This window comes from Burkholderia sp. AcTa6-5, assembly GCF_017815075.1.
GTDB classification, from domain to species: Bacteria; Pseudomonadota; Gammaproteobacteria; order Burkholderiales; family Burkholderiaceae; genus Burkholderia; species Burkholderia sola.
This window is the reverse complement of record NZ_JAGIQE010000007.1, coordinates 225,807-243,708: the sequence shown is the minus strand read 5'-3', so window position 1 is coordinate 243,708 and position 17,902 is coordinate 225,807. Positions and strand designations below refer to the sequence as shown.

At 68.8% G+C, this 17,902-nt stretch carries 14 protein-coding genes; 2 read left to right on the top strand and 12 right to left on the bottom strand.

Annotation, left to right across the window (positions count from 1 at the left end):
* Positions 1–15: 15 nt before the first annotated feature.
* From J8I33_RS12465 to J8I33_RS12410, 12 genes are all read right to left on the bottom strand, one after another.
* Positions 16–1,473, bottom strand: a complete 1,458-nt coding sequence (locus J8I33_RS12465; RefSeq protein ID WP_209936108.1) for an aldehyde dehydrogenase family protein — start codon at positions 1,471–1,473, stop codon at positions 16–18.
* Positions 1,470–2,747 (bottom strand): FAD-binding oxidoreductase, encoded by a 1,278-nt coding sequence (locus J8I33_RS12460; RefSeq protein WP_124637579.1) that lies wholly within the window; start codon positions 2,745–2,747, stop codon positions 1,470–1,472. The genes J8I33_RS12465 and J8I33_RS12460 overlap by 4 nt, the downstream gene beginning before the upstream one ends.
* Before the next feature lie 133 nt (positions 2,748–2,880).
* Positions 2,881–4,206 carry an FAD-binding oxidoreductase gene (locus J8I33_RS12455; RefSeq protein WP_050016878.1) on the bottom strand — a complete coding sequence of 442 codons (1,326 nt, stop codon included), beginning with the start codon at positions 4,204–4,206 and terminating at the stop codon, positions 2,881–2,883.
* Positions 4,207–4,208: 2 nt separating this feature from the next.
* On the bottom strand, positions 4,209–4,943 hold the full coding sequence (locus tag J8I33_RS12450; protein WP_089490408.1) for a cupin domain-containing protein: 735 nt from the start codon (positions 4,941–4,943) through the stop codon (positions 4,209–4,211).
* A gap of 121 nt (positions 4,944–5,064) precedes the next feature.
* Positions 5,065–5,496 carry an AraC family transcriptional regulator gene (locus tag J8I33_RS12445; protein ID WP_050016963.1) on the bottom strand — a complete coding sequence of 144 codons (432 nt, stop codon included), beginning with the start codon at positions 5,494–5,496 and terminating at the stop codon, positions 5,065–5,067.
* Positions 5,497–5,519: 23 nt separating this feature from the next.
* The gene (locus J8I33_RS12440; protein WP_089490409.1) at positions 5,520–6,854 is read right to left on the bottom strand and encodes an FAD-binding oxidoreductase; all 1,335 of its coding nucleotides are present in this window, start codon (positions 6,852–6,854) and stop codon (positions 5,520–5,522) included.
* A 139-nt stretch (positions 6,855–6,993) separates the two neighbouring features.
* On the bottom strand, positions 6,994–8,862 hold the full coding sequence (locus J8I33_RS12435; protein ID WP_209936102.1) for an ABC transporter ATP-binding protein: 1,869 nt from the start codon (positions 8,860–8,862) through the stop codon (positions 6,994–6,996).
* Positions 8,862–9,818 carry an ABC transporter permease gene (locus J8I33_RS12430; protein WP_209936095.1) on the bottom strand — a complete coding sequence of 319 codons (957 nt, stop codon included), beginning with the start codon at positions 9,816–9,818 and terminating at the stop codon, positions 8,862–8,864. Before J8I33_RS12430 ends, J8I33_RS12435 begins: the two co-directional genes overlap by 1 nt.
* Before the next feature lie 30 nt (positions 9,819–9,848).
* A complete protein-coding gene (locus tag J8I33_RS12425) occupies positions 9,849–10,802 on the bottom strand; it encodes an ABC transporter permease (protein WP_089490411.1) in 954 nt (317 codons plus the stop codon).
* Between the two features lie 79 nt (positions 10,803–10,881).
* Positions 10,882–12,465, bottom strand: a complete 1,584-nt coding sequence (locus J8I33_RS12420; RefSeq protein WP_050016869.1) for an ABC transporter substrate-binding protein — start codon at positions 12,463–12,465, stop codon at positions 10,882–10,884.
* 692 nt (positions 12,466–13,157) lie between these two features.
* Positions 13,158–14,696 (bottom strand): methyl-accepting chemotaxis protein, encoded by a 1,539-nt coding sequence (locus tag J8I33_RS12415; protein ID WP_050016867.1) that lies wholly within the window; start codon positions 14,694–14,696, stop codon positions 13,158–13,160.
* Positions 14,697–14,874: 178 nt separating this feature from the next.
* Entirely contained in the window at positions 14,875–15,543 is a 669-nt protein-coding gene (locus J8I33_RS12410; protein WP_050016866.1) for a haloacid dehalogenase type II, read from the bottom strand.
* 463 nt (positions 15,544–16,006) lie between these two features.
* Between J8I33_RS12410 and J8I33_RS12405 the strand changes: the two genes are divergently transcribed.
* Entirely contained in the window at positions 16,007–16,867 is an 861-nt protein-coding gene (locus J8I33_RS12405; protein ID WP_050016861.1) for a GNAT family N-acetyltransferase, read from the top strand.
* 12 nt (positions 16,868–16,879) lie between these two features.
* Positions 16,880–17,860 carry a glyoxylate/hydroxypyruvate reductase A gene (locus J8I33_RS12400; protein WP_245171911.1) on the top strand — a complete coding sequence of 327 codons (981 nt, stop codon included), beginning with the start codon at positions 16,880–16,882 and terminating at the stop codon, positions 17,858–17,860.
* Positions 17,861–17,902: the final 42 nt, after the last annotated feature.

Sequence of the window (17,902 nt, the reverse complement as noted above, 5' to 3'; positions counted from 1 at the left end):
CGCGCAGCGACTGCGTCAGTCGTAAAAGCCGACGATCGACTTGATCTCCATGTACTCCTCCATCCCTTCGATCCCGTACTCGCGGCCGTTGCCCGACTGCTTGTACCCGCCGAACGGCGCCTGAGGGTCCCATGCCGGGTAGTTCAGATGCACCTGCCCCGCGCGGATGCGGGCGGCCACCGCGCGTACGCGGTCCTTGTCGGTGCCCTGCACGTGCGCGCCGAGCCCGTAGACCGTATCGTTCGCGATCGCGATCGCTTCGTCGACGGTGTCGTAAGGCAGGATCGCGAGCACCGGGCCGAAGATTTCCTGCTGCGCGATCGCCATGTCGGTGCGCACCTCGGAGAAAATCGTCGGCCGCGCATAAAAGCCGCGCTCGAGACCCGCGGGCCGGCCGGGGCCGCCGGCGATCAGCTTCGCGCGTTCGTCGATGCCCACGTCGATCATCTGCGCAACCCGCCCGAACTGTGCGCGATTGGCCAGCGGCCCGTGCGTCGTGGCCTCGTCGAACGGATCGCCGACGACGAGCGTTTGCATCGCCGCGACGGCCAGTGCCTCGACCTCGCCGAGCACGGCGCGCGGCACGATCATGCGGGTCGGCGCGCTGCACGACTGCCCCATGTTGCGGAACGCGGCGGCCACGCCGGGCGGGACCGCACGCGACAGGTCCGCGTCCGGCAACACGATATTCGGCGACTTGCCGCCCAGTTCCTGCGCGACGCGCTTGACGGTCGGCGCGGCCGCCTGCGCGACGAGCACGCCGGCGCGCGTCGAGCCGGTGATCGACACCATGTCGACCTCCGGGTGCGACGAAAGCGCCGCGCCCACCGTTTCGCCGCTGCCGCTCACGAGGTTGAATACGCCGGCAGGCACACCCGCATCGGCGATCACTTCCGCGAACAGCAGCGCGCTGAGCGGCGACAGCTCGCTCGGCTTCAGCACGACCGTGCAGCCGGCCGCGAGCGCCGGCCCGACCTTCGCGGTGATCTGGTAGATCGGCCAGTTCCACGGCGTGATCAGCGCGCACACGCCGATCGGCTCGCGCGCGACCGCGGTCGTTCCGCGCCGCTCGATGAACGGGTAGCGCGCGAGGTTGTCGCGTGCGACGCGGATATGTTCGGCCGCGAGCGGCACGTGCGCGGCACGCGCATAGCCGATCGGTGCGCCCATTTCCATCGCGAGCGCGGCGGCGAACAGTTCGGCGCGCTCCAGCATCAGCGCATGCACGCGGTCGAGCAGCGCCGCGCGTTCCTGCGGCGACGTCGCGGACCAGCGTTCGAACGCGCGGCGCGCGGCCTGCACCGCGCGGTCGGCGTCGCGCGCGCTGCCGAGCGGGATCTCGCACAGCGTGTCTTCCGTGGACGGGCTGACGACCGCGAACCGGTCGCCGCCTTCGGGCAGCACCCAGTCGCCGTCGATGAAGAAGCGATCGAGCCTTCCGGCTTGCATCAGGTGAACAACGGGTGAATTCATTGGAGAGTGTCCTTGAGTCGATACCAGGCGCCGACGAACGGCAAAAACCAGGGTTTGCCGAAGTGGCCCGGAATCGCGGGCCAGTCGAATCCTTTCCACGGGTTGAGGTCGGCGCGTCCGTCCATGATCTCGGCCATCAACGTGCCCATCAGCGTGGCCATGTGCGTGCCGTGGCCGCTATAGCCCATCGAGTAGTAAACGCCGTCGCGCTCGCCCGCGCGCGGCAGCCGGTTGGCCGTCATGTCGACCATCCCGCCCCAGCAGTAGTCGATGCGTACGCTGGCCAGCCCGGGAAACACGGCGGCCAGTTGACGCCGCAGGATCGCGCCGCTCTTTTCGTCCGAACGCGGATTCGACGTCGCGAACCGCGCGCGGCCGCCGAACAGCAGACGGCCGTCGGGCGTCGTCCGGAAGAAGTTGACGAAGTTCTTCGTGTCGGTGGCCATCCGGCGTGTCGGCAGCAGGCGATCGAGCAGCTCGCGCGGCAACGGCTCGGTGACGATGATGAAGGCGCCCACGGGCACGACCCTGCGGCGAATCCAGCCGAACGGCCCGACGTGCGAAATGCCGCTCGCGAGCAGCACCTGGCGCGCACGGATTTCACCGAGCGGGGTGCGCGCCGCATAGGTGCCGCGCGTGTCCCGCTTCAATTCCAGCACCGGCGCCTGCTCGACGATGTGCGCGCCGCGCGCCTGCGCAGCGCGCGCCAGGCCGCGTACGTAACGGCCGACATGCATCCCCGCGCTCTTGCCGAACAGCAGCCCGCCGTGATAACGATCCGAGCCGATCTCGTCGCGCAGCTCGGCCTTCGTCACCAGGCGCGTGTCGGGGTCCACGCTCGCCGCGAGCAATGCCTGGCTGCGCGCGAGCTTGTCGTAGTGCTCGGGCTTCGCCGCGAGCTTCAGCTTGCCGGTGCGGGCGAAATGGCAATCGATCGACTCTTCTTTCACGAGCCGCTCGACCGTGTCGACGCCCGCGTCGAACGCCAGATAGAGCCGGTTCGCCAGTTCCGTACCGAGACGTTGCGACAGCGACGCGTAATCCTGCGCGAAGCCGTTGTTGCACATGCCGCCGTTGCGGCCCGACGCCGCCTGGCCGACGGTGCCCGCCTCGCAGACGATCACGCGCGCGCCCTTCTTGGCCAGCGCCAGCGCGGCGGCCGAACCGGTGATCCCGCCGCCCACCACCAGCACGTCGCAGCTGCCGTCGGGCAATTCCGGCGAGTGGCTCACGAATGGCTCCGACGTATCGAGCCAGTACGAACTGAAACGCATCACGCACTCCCAAGCTGTCGCATCGCACTGACGGACCGGCGAACGTTCGCCGCACCGATCCGGCCGCTCGTGGGCGGTCCGGCTCGATGCGCGTCGTACTCAGGCGACCGCTCATCCATGTAACGGCGTTGCATCAAAAATCGGCGACCTTGCCCCATGCGGACTCGCTGAACCGGCCGGGCCGGTACGGCGCCGGGTCCACGAAAGGTTGCGCACCGGATGCGAGATCGGCGATCAGGTGCCCGGCGCCCGGGCCGATCCCGAAGCCGTGACCCGAAAACCCCGCCGCGAGGATGAGCCCCGGCACGCCCGGCACTTCGCCGATGCCCGGCACGCCGTCCGGCGTGCTGTCGACGAACCCGGCCCACGCGTGCGTGATCTTCGCTTCGCGCAGTTCGGGCAGCAGTTCGGACGCGCGTCGGTACGTTTCGGTGATCGTCGGCATGTCGGGCTTCGGATCGAGAATGCGTACGGCTTCCATCGGCGTCGGCGCGTCGAGGCGCCAGCGCTTCAACGTTTCATGGCCGCCACGCACGCCTTCGAGGCCGCCCGGCAGCAGATTGCGCCAGCGTTTCGCGAACATCGGCACGAATTGCGGCGCGAAGCGCAGGAACTGCGGCGTCAGGTCCACGCGCGCGCGGCCGCTGATCGCCAATGCGTAGCGTCCGTCGCTGCGGCGCGTGATGGACACGCCGGACGTGTACATCGCATCCGGCAACGGCGTGTCGACGGGCGACACGCTCAGGATCGACTGACGGATCGACGCTTGCGGAAAGCGAATGCCGAGCTGGCGGCAGAACGACGACGCCCATGCGCCGCCGGCCATCACGGCCGTTCGCGTCTTGATGACGCCCGCCTCGGTGACGACGCCCGCGACACGGCCGCCTTCGAGCTCGATGCCGCGCGCCGCGCAGTGCTGGTGAACACTGCCGCCCAGCTTGATCAGCGCGGCGGCCACGGCCGGCGCGGCCTTGCCCGGATCGGCCGTGCCGTCGGTCGGCGAGAACACGCCGCCCTTCCACTGCTGCCCGGTCGCCCGTCCGCGCTCGGCGGCCTGCTTGCTGTCGAGCATGTATGTGGTCACACCGGCGGTCTTCGCGAATTCGCCCCAGCTGGCCCAGCGGGACAGCTCGGCCTCGTCGTTGCTGAGATACAGCAGCCCGCAGCGATGAAAGCCGGTGTCTTCTCCGGATTCGGCGGCGAATCGTTCCCACAGATCGATGCTCTTGCTCGCCATCGGCAACTCGCGCGCATCGCGGTTCTGCTGGCGGCACCAGCCCCAGTTGCGGCTCGACTGTTCGGCGCCGATGCGCCCTTTCTCGACGAGCGCGACCGATATGCCGCGGCGGGCCAGATAGTAGGCGGTGAAGACGCCGATGATGCCGCCGCCGATCACGACGACGTCGGCCGCGGCCGGCGGCGTGGACAAGGTTTCGATATGGCGCAGCGGAGGGGACATGCTCAGTCTCGTTCGGTGGAGGGTTTGACGTTCTGCATCACGTAGAACTTCGCGACGCGTTCGCTGCTTTCCCACCCGATCGACGCGCCGCGCGGCACGAACAGCGCGTCGCCGGTGCCCAGCGACTGCACGCTGCCGTCGGGCGCCGCGAACCGGACGCCGCCGTCCAGCAGGAACATGAACTCGTTCGCGCGATGCGGCCGGACGATCCGGTGATACGGCGTCGAATCCCACGTGCCCGCGCAGTACCCGGCGCCGTCGTCGGTGAACACGTTGTCGCTGCGGCATTGCGGCGCGGGGCCGAGCAGCACCTCGGCCGGCAGCGTGGCGGACGGTTTGAAGTTCGCGTCGGCGTGCAGCGCGAAGATGCCGCGTTTCGTCGGTGTCTCGCACGTTGCCGCGCAGAACATCAGCAGTACCGGCGATGCCGCGGCGATACGCAGCGCGGTGCCGCAGCCGATCACGGCGCCTTGCCCAGGGCCGACCACCAGCGGTGCGGCCCCGGGCGCTTCGAGCGTCAACTCGCCCTGGACGACGACGAGGGTTTCGATGTGCGGAAAGCTCGGCACATCCAGTTCGCCCACGAAGCCGATGCGCCCCGCGGCCATCGCGTCGGGGCCTTCCCACGCGATCTCGCGATGCGACGCGAACGGATCGCTCGCGCCGAGCGCCTGCTTGCTGAATGCGGTGGAAGACGGTGCGCCGTCGGCCCGGTGCAACACGAAAACTGCGGTCATTTCTGCTCCTGTGCAGTGCGTGACGGATTCGTTCGAAAGCGGTCACGCGATATCGGAAATCGTCGTTCGCCGGCTCGCCTGCCGGAAAATCCTCAGCGGGGCATGTCGTCCATACGTGTGCTTACGCCGCGTGACACGATGCATCGCGGCGTTCGGCGCGCATGCGCGTCGATGGCGCTCGCACCGGTGCGCCGCCCGTACGGGCGACCATGTAATCGCGCGGCGTGATCCCGAGCACGCGCCGGAAATGCCGGCACAGATGGCTCTGATCGAAGAAGCCGACGTCGGTCGCGACGACCGACGGCGCGAGACCGGCGCGCAACAGGTCCTGCGCCCGCCGTATCCGCACGAGACACAGATACCGGTGCGGCGACAGCCCGGTTTCGCTGCGAAAGCGCGCGGTGAAGCGCGACACGCTCAACCCGGCCACCGCCGCGAGCGTGTCGAGGTTCAGCGGCTGCGCGAACGACGCGTCGATCGTGCGCAGCACGTCGCCGATCGCCGGCGACACGGGCCGCGCGACACGCGGCGAGCCAACGAATTGCACTGTCATGTCGAATTCTCCCGGCGCGCGCTTCAATGCAGGAAATCCTGCATCCGGTAATACGCGCCGACGAGCGGCAAAAACCACGCGTGCCCGAAATGGCCGGGTATCGCCGGCCAGTCGAGCTCGCGCCACGGGTTCGACGCGGCCGCGCCATACAGCACGTCGGCCATCACGCGGCCCATGTGCACCGACATCTGCACGCCGTGGCCGCTGTAGCCCATCGAGTAATAGAGCCCGTCGTGCTGGCCCGCGCGCGGCAGCCGGTCGGCGGTGATGTCCACCAGCCCGCCCCAGCAGTAGTCGAGCCGCACGCCGGCCAGTTCCGGGAAGTAGCCGGCCATGCCGGCGCGCAGGACGTCGCCGCTCTTCGCGTCGGAGCGCGGGCTCGACATCGCGAAACGCGCGCGGCCACCGAACAGCAGCCGGTTGTCGGGCGTCACGCGGAAGTAGTTGCCGATCTGGCGCGACGTCACGTAGGCGCGGCGATGCGGAAACAGCCGGTTCAGCTGCGCATCCGGCAGCGGCTCGGTCACGACGATGAAGCTGCCGACCGGCGCGATGCGTCGCCGGAACCACGCGAACGGCCCGTGCTGCGATGCGCCGGTGGCGACCAGAACGCGGTCGGCAACGATCGTGCCGCGGGTGCTGGTGATCCGGTGGCGCTCGCCGTCGAGCCGGTCGATCTGCGTGACGGCCGCGTGCTCGACCACGCGTGCGCCGGCCCGCACGGCCGCTTGCGCGAGGCCGACGCCGAACTTGCCCATGTGCATCTGTGCGCCGTTGCGCTGCAGGAGCCCGCCGTAGAAGCCGTCGGATGCGATTTCGTCGCGGATCCGCGACGGTTCGATCAGTTCGATATCCGGATCGACGTCGCGCCGCAATGCGTTGAAGGTCTTTTCGAGCCCCGCGAAATGCTGTGGCTTCGCGGCGAGCTTCAGCTTGCCGGCGCGCCGGAAATCGCAATCGATCGCCTGTTCGGTCACGATCGTCTCGACGCTCTTCACCGCGCTTTCGTATGCGAGATAAAACTGCTTCGCCTGCGCGGCGCCGATGCGGGCGGCCAGCGACGCGTAGTCCTGCGCGACGCCCGTATTGCACTGGCCGCCGTTGCGGCCAGACGCTTCGCCCGCGACCTGCGCGGCTTCGAGCACGACCACCGAAACGCCGCGCTGCGCGAGCGCGAGCGCCGCCGACAAACCGGTGAACCCGCCGCCGATCACGACGACGTCGGCCCGCCCTTCGACGGGGCCTTCGCTTCCGGCGCGAAACGCGGGGCGGGTATCCAGCCAGTACGATTCCAGTTTCATCGGATCCTTCTCGAGCATTTCCGCAACGACGATCGGCGACCGTTCAATGAGAATCATTTAATCACCGTCAAAAACCGCAGTTGCCGCGTATTCGCGCGCGGCACGCGTGCAAATTGCCGTTTTGCGCGACCGCCGCGGCAGACTATGCGGCGGACCGTTCACCGCCCCGCGCGATGCACGGTTCGCGCGCCACGCACTACAGCTGCAGCGGCGCGACACCGGCGGGAATCGGCTCCGCCTGGAAGCGCGCGAGATCCTCCTCGCTGCGATGGCACAGCACCTGCGCGCCGTTGCCGAGCGTGCGCAGCGACGGGGCCGTCCGGTTGCACACGCCGTCCACGCGCATCGCGCAGCGCGACAGGAACGGACACAGCTCGTCCTCGTTCTCGCGCGCGCCGATCGGCACCAGCGGCCGGTGGCAACGCTCGGCCGCATCGTCGAGCCAGCCCGCGCGCAACTCCGGCGCGGACGACACGAGCAGATGCGAATACGGGTGATAAGGCGGCGCGCACAGCGCGTCGCGGCTGCCCGTCTCCACGCGGCGGCCCGCATACAGCACGACGATGTCGTCGCTGATCGCGCGCACCTTCGCGATGTCGTGCGTGATGAACACGTACGACACGCCGAGCTTCGCCTGCAGGTCGCGCAGCAGCTCGATGATCGCGGCGCCGACGACGGTGTCGAGCGCCGACGTCACCTCGTCGCACAGGATCAGGTCGGGCTCGGCCGCAAGCGCGCGCGCGAGGTTCACGCGCTGCTTCTGTCCGCCCGACAGCTCGCCGGTCCGCCGCGACGCCACCGCCGGCGGCAGCCGCACGAGTTCGAGCAGCTCCGCGACGCGCTGGCGGGCTCGCGCGCCCTTGATCCCGTGGTAGAACGCGAGCGGTCGTGCGAGCGTGCGCTCGACGGTATGCACGGGGTTGAGCGCGGTATCGGCGTTCTGGAACACGATCTGCACGCGGCGATGCTGCTCCTTGGTGCGCTTGACGATATCGCGTGCGAGCGGCACGCCGTCGAGCAGGATCTCGCCACCGGTCGCCGGCACGAGGCCCGCGATCACCTTCGCGAGCGTCGTCTTGCCAGAGCCCGATTCGCCAATCACGCCGACCGTCTGCCCGCGCCCGATGCGCAGGTCGACTTCATGCAGGATCACCTTCGCGGGCCAGCCGTTCGCGGCGCGGCCGCCGTAGCCCGCGATCGCGCCGCGCACGTCGAGCAGCGGTGTGGGCGCGGCCGGTCGTTGCGCTTCCACGTCGCGCTCCGCATCGTTCGGCGTGACCGCCGCGATCAGGCTCTGCGTGTACGGGTGCGTCGGCGCATGCAGGATCTGTTCGGTATCGCCCGCCTCGCGGATCACGCCGTCGCTCAGCACGACGATCCGGTCGGCCATCTGCGCAACCACGGCCAGGTCGTGCGACACGTACACCGCGCTCATCCCGCAGCGCTTGATCACGTTCTTGAACGCCTGCAGCACGTCGATCTGCGTAGTCACGTCGAGCGCGGTGGTCGGCTCGTCGAGGATCACCAGCTCCGGATCGGTGATCAGCGCCATCGCGGCCATCAGCCGCTGCAACTGGCCGCCCGATACCTGGTGCGGATAGCGTTTGCCGATCGTCTCCGGCTCGGGCAGCGCGAGCGCGCGAAACAGCTCGATCGCCTTCGCCTGCGCGTCGCGCTTCGTCATCGTCTTGTGGATCAGCGCGCTCTCGATCACCTGGTCGAGAATCGTGCGCGACGGGTTGAACGCGGCGGCCGCGCTCTGCGCGATATACGCGACCTTGCGGCCGCGCAGCGCGGTCAGCGCCGGTCCGGAAAGCGTGCACACGTCGGTGCCGTCGAGCTTCACCGCGCCGCCGGCGATCCGGCATCCGGCGCGCGCATGGCCCATCAGCGACAGCGCGATCGTCGTCTTGCCGGAGCCCGATTCGCCGATCAGCGCAAGCACCTCGCCGCGCCCGATGTCGAAGTCGACGCCGTGGACGATCGTCGTTTCGTCGCCGCCCGGCCGGCCGCCGACCACGCGCAGCCCGCGCACCTCGACGAGCGGATTCGATTCGTGTCGCATCAGTGTCCTCCGGCGGCGCCGGCCGCGCCCTTGCGGCGGCCGCGATGCGGCAGACCGTCGATCAACAGGTTGACGCCCACCGTCAGGATCGCGATCGCGACCGCGGGCATGATCGCGACGGCCGAGCCGTCGCCGAGGCTCGCGATGTTCTCGCGCACGAGCGAGCCGAGGTCCGCGTACGGCGGCTGCACGCCGAGCCCGAGAAAGCTCAGGCCGCTCAGCAGCAGTACGACGAACGTGAAGCGCAGCCCGGTGTCCGCCAGCATCGGGTGGATCATGTTCGGCAGCATCTCGACGCACGCGATGTACAGCGCGCTTTCGCCACGCGCCTTCGCCACCTGCACGAATTCGAGCGTGCTGATGTTGACCGCCAGCGCGCGCGCGATCCGGTACGAGCCGGGCATGTAGCTGACCGCGGCGGTGAGGACCAGCAGCGGCAGCGACGAGCCGAACGCGGCGACGAACATCAGCGCGAACATCTTCGACGGAATGGACGTGAGCGCGTCGAGCAGCCGGCTCATCGTCTCGTCGACCGCGCGGCCCGACACGGTCGCGAGCAGCCCGAGCGTCGTGCCGGTCACCGCGGCGAGCAGCACCGCGGCCAGCGCGAGCAGCACGGTCAGCCGCGTGCCGTACAGGATCCGGCTCAGCATGTCGCGGCCGAGGAAGTCGGAGCCGAACGGCAGCTTCGCGCTGAACGACGCGAACACGTCGGGCGTGACGATCGCGCCGACGTCATGCGGCGCGATCAGCGGCGCGAACACCGCAACGAACAGCATCAGGCCGACCATCGACAGGCCGACGCGGCCGCCGGTCGTCAAGGCGATGCGCACGGTGCGGCGCTTGGGCGGCTGGTCGGGGGCAGGCGCGGCAGGCGGCATGCTGCCCCGCCCGAGGGGCGGGTCGCCGGAGGGCGGCAGCGCGCTGCTGCGTTGTACGGGTTCGATCGGTTGCATGGGCGGCATCTCGGAAGAAAGACGAAACACTCAGGTGCGCAGTCGCGGGTTCGACACGATCGAGCACAGGTCGGCGAACAGCACGAGCGTCAGGTACGCGACGCAGAAGATCAGCGTGCACGCCTGGACCAACGGGAAATCGCGATTGCTGACGGCGTCGACCATCAGGCTCGCGAGGCCCGGATAGTTGAAGATCGTCTCGACGACGATCACGCCGCCGAGCAGATACGACAGGCTCAGCGCGATCGCATTGGCGATCGGGCCGATCGCGTTCGGCAGCGCATGGCGCAGCACGACGCGCGCCGGGCTCGCGCCCTTCAACGTGGCCATCTCGACGTACGACGCGCTCAGTTGCTCGATCACCGCGGCGCGCGTCATGCGCGCCATCTGCGCGATCACGACCGCGCACAGCGTCAGCACCGGCATCGCATATGCACGCAGGAAATCGTGCAGGCTTTCGATCGGGCCGCTGTACGACAGTGCGGACAGCCAGTGCAGCTTCACCGCGAACACGAGCACGGCGACCGTCGCGATCAGGAATTCCGGCGTCGCGACGAGCGACAGCGTGCCGAGGCTGATCACGCGGTCGATCACCGACTCGCGCTTGACCGCCGCGAGGATCCCGAGCAGCAATGCGATCGGCACCGATACCGCGGTCGTGATCGCCGCCAGTGCGAGCGACTTCGGCAGGCGCCCGCCGATCAGTTCCGACACCGGCATGTCGCCGGAAAACGACCGGCCGAAATCGCCGTGCAGCAGCCCGCCGAGCCAGTGCAGGTAACGCACGTGCGCCGGCATGTCGAGACCGAACTGCTGGCGCAGCGCGGCGACCGTCTCCGGCGTCGCCGACTGGCCGAGCGCGGCCTGCGCGGCGTCGCCCGGCAGCAGGTTCGTGATCGTGAAAATGATCGCGGACACGATCAGCAGCGTCAGCGCGGTGACCGCGATGCGCCGGCCGATCAGCCCGATGAGAACTCGGTTCATGGAGCGACACTCCCGAAAAGCCCCCGCGTGGCCGGCGCGGTCGCCCGCACCGGCCACGCAACGGCGGCCAGCAACAACATCATGCGTTCCACCACACGTTCTCGGCGAACGTGAAGCCCATCATCGGCCCGGTGGGGATCGAGCCGAGGCCCGCGAGCCGCTTGTCGTAGCCGTCGAGGAAGCTGATGAACGCCGGAATGCCGACCCGCCCCTGCTGCGACACGATCACCTGCATGTCGCCGTACATCTGCTTGCGCTTCGCGTCGTCGGTTTCCGAACGCGCGGCGAGCAGCAACTGGTCGAACTTCGCGTTCTTCCAGCCCGACTCGTTCCACGGCGCATCCGACTTGAAGAACTGCGTGAACAGCACGTCGGCGCTCGAACGCGGGTTGATGTTGCCGAACGTGAGCGGGTGCTTCATCCAGTGGTTCGACCAGTAACCGTCGGGCGATGCGCGGTTGACCTGCAGGTTCAGCCCGATCTTCTGGCCGGCCTGCTGCAGCAGCACGGCCATTTCGATCGACCCGTTCGCGTCGGACGTCGCATAGATCGGCGGCAGCGCGGCGCCGAGCGCCCCCGCCTTCTGGAGCAGGAATTTCGCCTTGTCCGGATCGTGCGCGCGCTGCGGCAGCGACGCGTTGAAGTAGCGATGCCCCGGCGGAATCGGCTGGTCGTTGCCGATCACCGAATAGCCGCGGAACACCGCCGTGCGAAGCTGCTCGCGATCGAACAGGTACTTCATCCCTTCGACGAAATCGGGGTTCGCGACGATCGGGTTGTCGCTGCGCATGATCAGGTCGGTATAGAGGCCGGACTTGGTTTCCTTCAGTGCGTAGCCCGGCGTCGACGAGACCCGCTGCGTCGAGCGCGGATCGATCGCGTTGATCAGGTGCACGTCGCCCGACAGCAGCGCGTTCAGGCGCGCGGCGCTGTCGCTGATGCCGATCAGCTCGATCTCGTCGAGATACGGCTTGCCCGGCTTGAAGTAGCTGTCGTTGCGCACGCCGATGGTCGACACGCCCGGCTTGAACGACTTCAGCTTGTACGGGCCGCAGCCGACGCCGGTCGAGAAGTCGGTCGTGCCGTCCTTGACGATCACGAGCTGCGGCGTCGCGAGGATCACCGGCAGATCGGCGTTCGCGCTCGCGAGCGTCAGCGTGACTTCGTCGGGGCCGGTCGCCTTCGCATCCGAGAACTGTTCGGCAAGCGTCTTGACCTTCGACGCGGTGGCCGGGTTCTTGTGGCGCATCAGCGAAAACACCACGTCGGCCGGGCCGACGGGCTTGCCGTCGTGGAACGTGACGCCCTTGCGCAGCTTGATGATCCAGGTCTTCGCGTCGGTCGTCTGCAGCGACTCGGCGAGGTTCATCTGCGGCGTCAGGCTCGCATCGAGCTGCGTGAGACCGCTGTAGAACATGAAGAAGCGCGTGTAGTCCGCGCCCGTCGAGCCCTTGGCCGGGTCGAGCGTATCGGCCGTCGAGCCGGCTTCGTTCGCAACCCGGATCTTGCCGCCGCGCTTCGGCGCGGGCGCGGCGAATGCCGAATCGGGGGTCATCAGCAGTCCGCCGGCGCCGGCGGCCATCATGCCGCCCGCCGCCATGACCTTCATCATGTCGCGGCGCGTGAAGCCGCCCTTGCCGCCGTTGTCGATATCGTCGCTCATCCGAACTGCTCCTGACTGTGGGAAGTGGGTCCAAGGGTCCAGCGTGGTTGTTCAATCGCGCCGCGCCCGCTTGCTGGTGGCGGGCGCGACGTCGTACACATGCAATTCATTTAAGCATCGCCAAAATGCGGTTTGTCGCGATTCGGGCGCCCCGCACGATACGAATCGACCGTTTTAGGCCGCCCGCGCAGCATGAATTGCTGCGTGCGCGCACGTGTCGCCGTTGGCCCGGTGGCGTGTCGCGGTGGTTGCCGAATCCGTGTCGATGCAGGAAATCGTAAGGCCGCAGCCGCCGCAGATTGCGCCGACAAAATTGCCCGTTCGGCATCCGGCGCGCGTTTGGCTCACGCAAACCGCACGTTTGTGTCGAATGCGTGTGCGCATGCCGACGACGGCTGAAATGAGCGGCGCATTGCGGCAGATCGCCGCATGCACGGGCGTCGACGGTGGGGATCGCGACGGGACGTCGCACAGGAAAGTTCAGAGGAATGCCGCTCGATCGGAGCGGCTTGGCGGGAAGACGGGAAGATCACGGGACTACCGGGAAACCGGGACCGTGCAGCCGTCAGGCGCCGCGCCCGCGTGCGGCGACGCGTGCGTCACCGGCATGTCGACGCGCACGCCGGGCGGCCGCCAGCGCGGCGCCCGAGAAGCAGAGGATGCGCCGGCCGCGAACGGACGGCGCGAAGCCGTCACGCAGCGAGCCGGAATACCGATACGGCGGCCCGCAGGCGCGCCGCCTGCTCGTCCAGCGACGAGGCGGCCGCAGCCGCCTGCTCGACGAGCGCGGCGTTCTGCTGGGTGACTTCGTCCATTTGCGCGACCGCCAGCCCGATCTGTTCGATGCCGGTGCTTTGCTCGGCCGATGCCGCCGAAATCTCGCCCATGATGTCGGCCACCCGGTCGATCGACCGGACGATCTCCGTCATCCGCTCGCCGGCCGTCTCGACGAGCCGGCTGCCGCTGCCGGCCCGCTCGACCGACGCGTCGATCAATCCCTTGATGTCCTTCGCGGCCGCGGCGCTGCGTTGCGCGAGCGAACGCACTTCCGACGCGACGACGGCGAACCCGCGCCCCTCCTCGCCGGCCCGCGCGGCTTCCACCGCGGCGTTGAGCGCGAGAATGTTGGTCTGGAATGCGATGCTTTCGATGACGACGGTAATGTCCGCGATCCGCACCGATCCATCCGAAATCTGCCGCATCGTTTCGACGACGGCCTGCACAGCGGCGCCGCCGAGTTCGGTCGCATCCTTCGCCTGGGCCACGAGCGCATTCGCCTGACGTGCGTTGTCGGCGTTCTGTTTGACCGTGGACGTGATCTGCTCCATGCTCGCCGCCGTTTCCTGCAACGACGCGGCCTGCTGCTCGGTGCGCTGCGACAGATCCAGGTTGCCTTGCGCGATCTCGCCGGTGCCGGTGGCGATCGAGTGGGTCGTGGTCTGGATCTCGGCGATGGTGTCGGTCAGCCGCGCCTTCATGTCGCCCAGCGCGACGAGCAGGCTGCCGGGCGCGGCGTGCGCCGTATCGAACTGCACGTCCAGTTCGCCGGCGGCGATGCGGGCGGCGATCTGCGTCGCATGCGCGGGCTCGCCGCCGAGCGTGCGCCTGACGCTGCGCAGCACGCCCCATGCGATGGCCGCGAGCGCCGCGGCGATGACGAGCGCGACGGCGCCGAGCACCATCGCGAGTCGGGCAAACGCCGCGTTGATGTCGTCGTAGAAAAATCCGGTGCCGATCCACCAGTTCCAGTCCGGAATCGCGACCACGCCCTGCAGCTTCGGCTCCAGGTCCGCGTCGGGGCTGCGCTTGATCAGCACGTCGACGAGCGCGAAATGCGCCTGCGCCATCCCCGCGCGGTACGCCTCGCTGTCGGTCATGCCGCTGGTCGTGCGGTTGCCTTTCGCGCGCGTGCCGATGAACTTCGCGTTCGGGTGCACGAGGTTGACGCCGTCGGACGTCGTGACCCAGAAGTAGCTCTTCGAATTCGCGTTGAGCGCCGCCAGCGCGGCCTTGGCCTGCTGCTGCGCCTGCTCCTGCGTGAGCGTGCCGCTCGTCTGCAGCGCGCGATACGAATCGACCAGATGCTCGGCCTTGGTCAGCAGAATGACGATCTCTTCGCGGCGGCTGTCGATCAGCGCGTCGCGCAGCGTGTGCAGCGACAACGCGGCGAGCAGGACGACGCCGAGCAGCGCCGCGGCGACGAGCATCAGCAGTTTGGTGGACAACTTCATGCGGGGGCCTCGAAATATTAACCGTTCGGTACATATATCGGCCCGGGCGGCCCCGCCTTGAACGACTCGATATCGGTAATTACCCTCGTTTCGTACGCTGATCGAACGCGTGACGGGACGCGCCGGCATCACGGCTGCGTCCCGTCGCGCGTTCGATGGATCTGCCGGCGCAGCCGGCTTACAGCCCGAGCTGCGTCGCGAGCTGGCCGATGTCCGACACTTCGTAATAGTTGTAGAACGGCGTGCCCGGCTCGTGGCCGCGGTTCACGAACGCCTTGTGCTTGATCCCGAGATCCTCGGCCGTCATCAGGTCGTAGCGCAGGCTCGACGACACGTGCAGCACGTCCTCCGGCTTGCAGCCGAGCTTGTCGAACATGTATTCGAAGCCCTGCATCCGCGGCTTGTACGATTGCGCCTGCTGCGCGGTGAACACCGCGTGGAACGGCGCGCCGAGCTTGTCGACGTTGCTCATGATCTGCTCGTCCATCGCATTCGACAGGATCACCAGCTTGTACTTCGACGCCAGCCGCGACAGCCCGGCCGGCACGTCCGGGTGCGGGCCCCACGTCGGCACCGCATGATAGAAAAGCTCGGCCTCGGCTTCGTCGAACTTCACGCCGAGCCGCGCGCAGGTGCGGCGGACCGAGTTGACGACGACGTCGCGGTACGGCTTCCACGCACCGAGCACCTCGTCGAGCCGATAGGCGGCGAACGCGCGCACGAAGGCCTCCATCGCGGCCGGCGACAGCCGGTCCGCATAGATTTCGCGCGCCGTCTCGGCCATCCGGAAATGGGTCAGCGTGCCGTAGCAGTCGAAGGTGATGTACTTCGGTTCAAACTGGATCATGGTGACGTCCTGTCGGTGTGAAGCCCCGGCAGGGCCGGGGGTGGGCTGGGTTTAACGAAATTGAATCAGGGCAAAAAGTCGTTCGCGCATCGTTCGGCGTCGCTCAAAACGCAGAATCGCCGCGTGTTGCCCGGCACATGCAGCACGATCTGCGGCGCGATCGGGCGCGGCGCGGCCGGCCGGTGGGCGGCGTGCTGCCGCAGCGGGCTCGCCTGCCGGCGCGGCCCTCCGGGCAGGCGGCAGCGCGGCCGTGCATTTATCGTAGCGGCGTTCCCACAGCAGGAGTGGTGGGATTGACCGGCCGCGCCGGCACGATCAGCGCGTTCGTCCGCATCGATCGAACGGGTTTGCGTCGATCTCGCGGGCGCGTCCGTCACCGCCGGAAAACAGGCGAATCGTCCTATCCGCGCCCGTGGGTCGCTGGCAGAGTCGATAGGTCATTTCTACCCATCCGGAGTCCGGCGTGTCCGACCTCAATTCTTCCCGCACGCTCACCTATCGCCCGTTCGCCGAAACCGACCTGCCCGCCGCCCATCGGCTGTCGGAGGCGGTCAAGTGGCCGCACCGGCTCGACGACTGGCGCTTCGCGTTCCAGCTCGGCAGCGGCATCGTGGCCGAAGACGAGACCGGCGTCGTGGGGACCGCACTCGGCTGGCGCCTCGGCGAATCGCACGCGGCGCTCGGCATGGTGATCGTGTCGCCCGAGCGGGCGGGCGGCGGCATCGAGCGCGAGCTCCTGGCCCGCGCGCTCGACGGCTTCGGCACACGAACCGTCTTTCTGCATGCGATGCCGGGGCGCGAGCCGCTGTACGCCGCGTTCGGCTTCGAGCCGATCGATACAATCGACCAGCATCAGGGCGCGGCGTTCCGGCCGCCGCTGATCTCGCTGCCGCCCGGCGAGCGCCTGCGCCCGCTCGGCACCAACGACGGGCCGCGCCTCGCCGCGCTCGCGTCGCGTGCGGCCGGCTACGAACGCGGCGCGGTGACCGATGCGCTGCTCGACGTCGCGAACGGCATCGCGCTCGATCGCGACGGCGAGTTGCTCGGCTTCGCGCTGTTCCGCCGTTTCGGCCCGGGCCACGTGATCGGTCCGGTGATCGCGCCGGATGCGCTGCGCGCGCAGGCGCTGATCAGCCACTGGCTCGCGTTGAACGAGGGGATGTTCGTGCGGCTCGACTTGCCCAGCGACAGCGGGCTGTCCGACTGGCTGGAAGGGCTCGGGCTGCCGCGCGTCGATACCGTCGTCGCGATGGCGCGCGGCACGACGCCGGCGCGCGACCCGGCGCTGCGTGCGTTCGCGATCGTGAGCCAGGCACTCGGCTGAAGGACACCGACGATGAGCTTCCTGTACAAGGCCGACCCGGTGCGCGGCGCGCAGTGGGCGGCACGCTTCGCGCAACAGGCGCCCGACCTGCCGTTCCGGATCTGGCCGGACCTCGGCGACGCCGCGGCCGTCCGCTATCTCGCCGCCTGGCAGCCGCCGGACGATCCGGTCGGGCTGCTGCCGAATCTCGAAGTCGTGTTCTCGGTCGGCGCCGGCATCGACCAGTTCGACCTGTCGCGCGTGCCTTCGCACATCCCCGTCGTGCGGATGATCGAGCCGGGCATCGTCGAAGGGATGGTCGAATACGTGACGCAGGCCGTGCTGACGATCCATCGCGACCTGTTCGACTATGCGACGCAGCAGCGCGACCAGGTGTGGCGCGAGCATCCCGTACGCGCGGCCGCGTCGCGGCGCGTCGGCGTGCTCGGGCTCGGCACGCTCGGCCAGGCCGTGCTCGACACGCTGCGGCGCTTCGGTTTCCCGTGCGCCGGCTGGAGCCGCACGCCGCGCACGCTCGACGGCGTCGATTGTTATGCCGGCGATGCGGCGCTCGACGCGTTCCTCGCCCGCACCGACATCCTGATCTGCCTGCTGCCGCTCACCGACAGCACGCGCGGGCTGCTCGGCGCACGCGTGTTCGACGCGCTACCGGCCGGCGCGTCGCTCGTGCAGGTCGGGCGCGGCCCGCAACTCGATGAAGCCGCGCTGCTCGCGGCGCTCGCGAGCGGCCGCGTCGACAGCGCGATCCTCGACGTGACGGACCCCGAACCGCTGCCGGCCGGCCATCCGTTCTGGACGCATCCGCGCATTCGCATCACGCCGCACATCGCCAGCGCGACGCGGCCCGACACCGCGGTCGACGCGGTGCTCGCGAACCTCGCGCGCCATCGCGCGGGGCAGCCGATGATCGGCGTCGTCGATCGTACGCGCAGCAGAAAATGCCGAAGCGCCCCGCACAAACGCCGCGCGCATACGTTTCAGGCCGCAAATTGAAGACGCACGCGGAATTCTCGCCCGTTAGCATGAACTCACCGC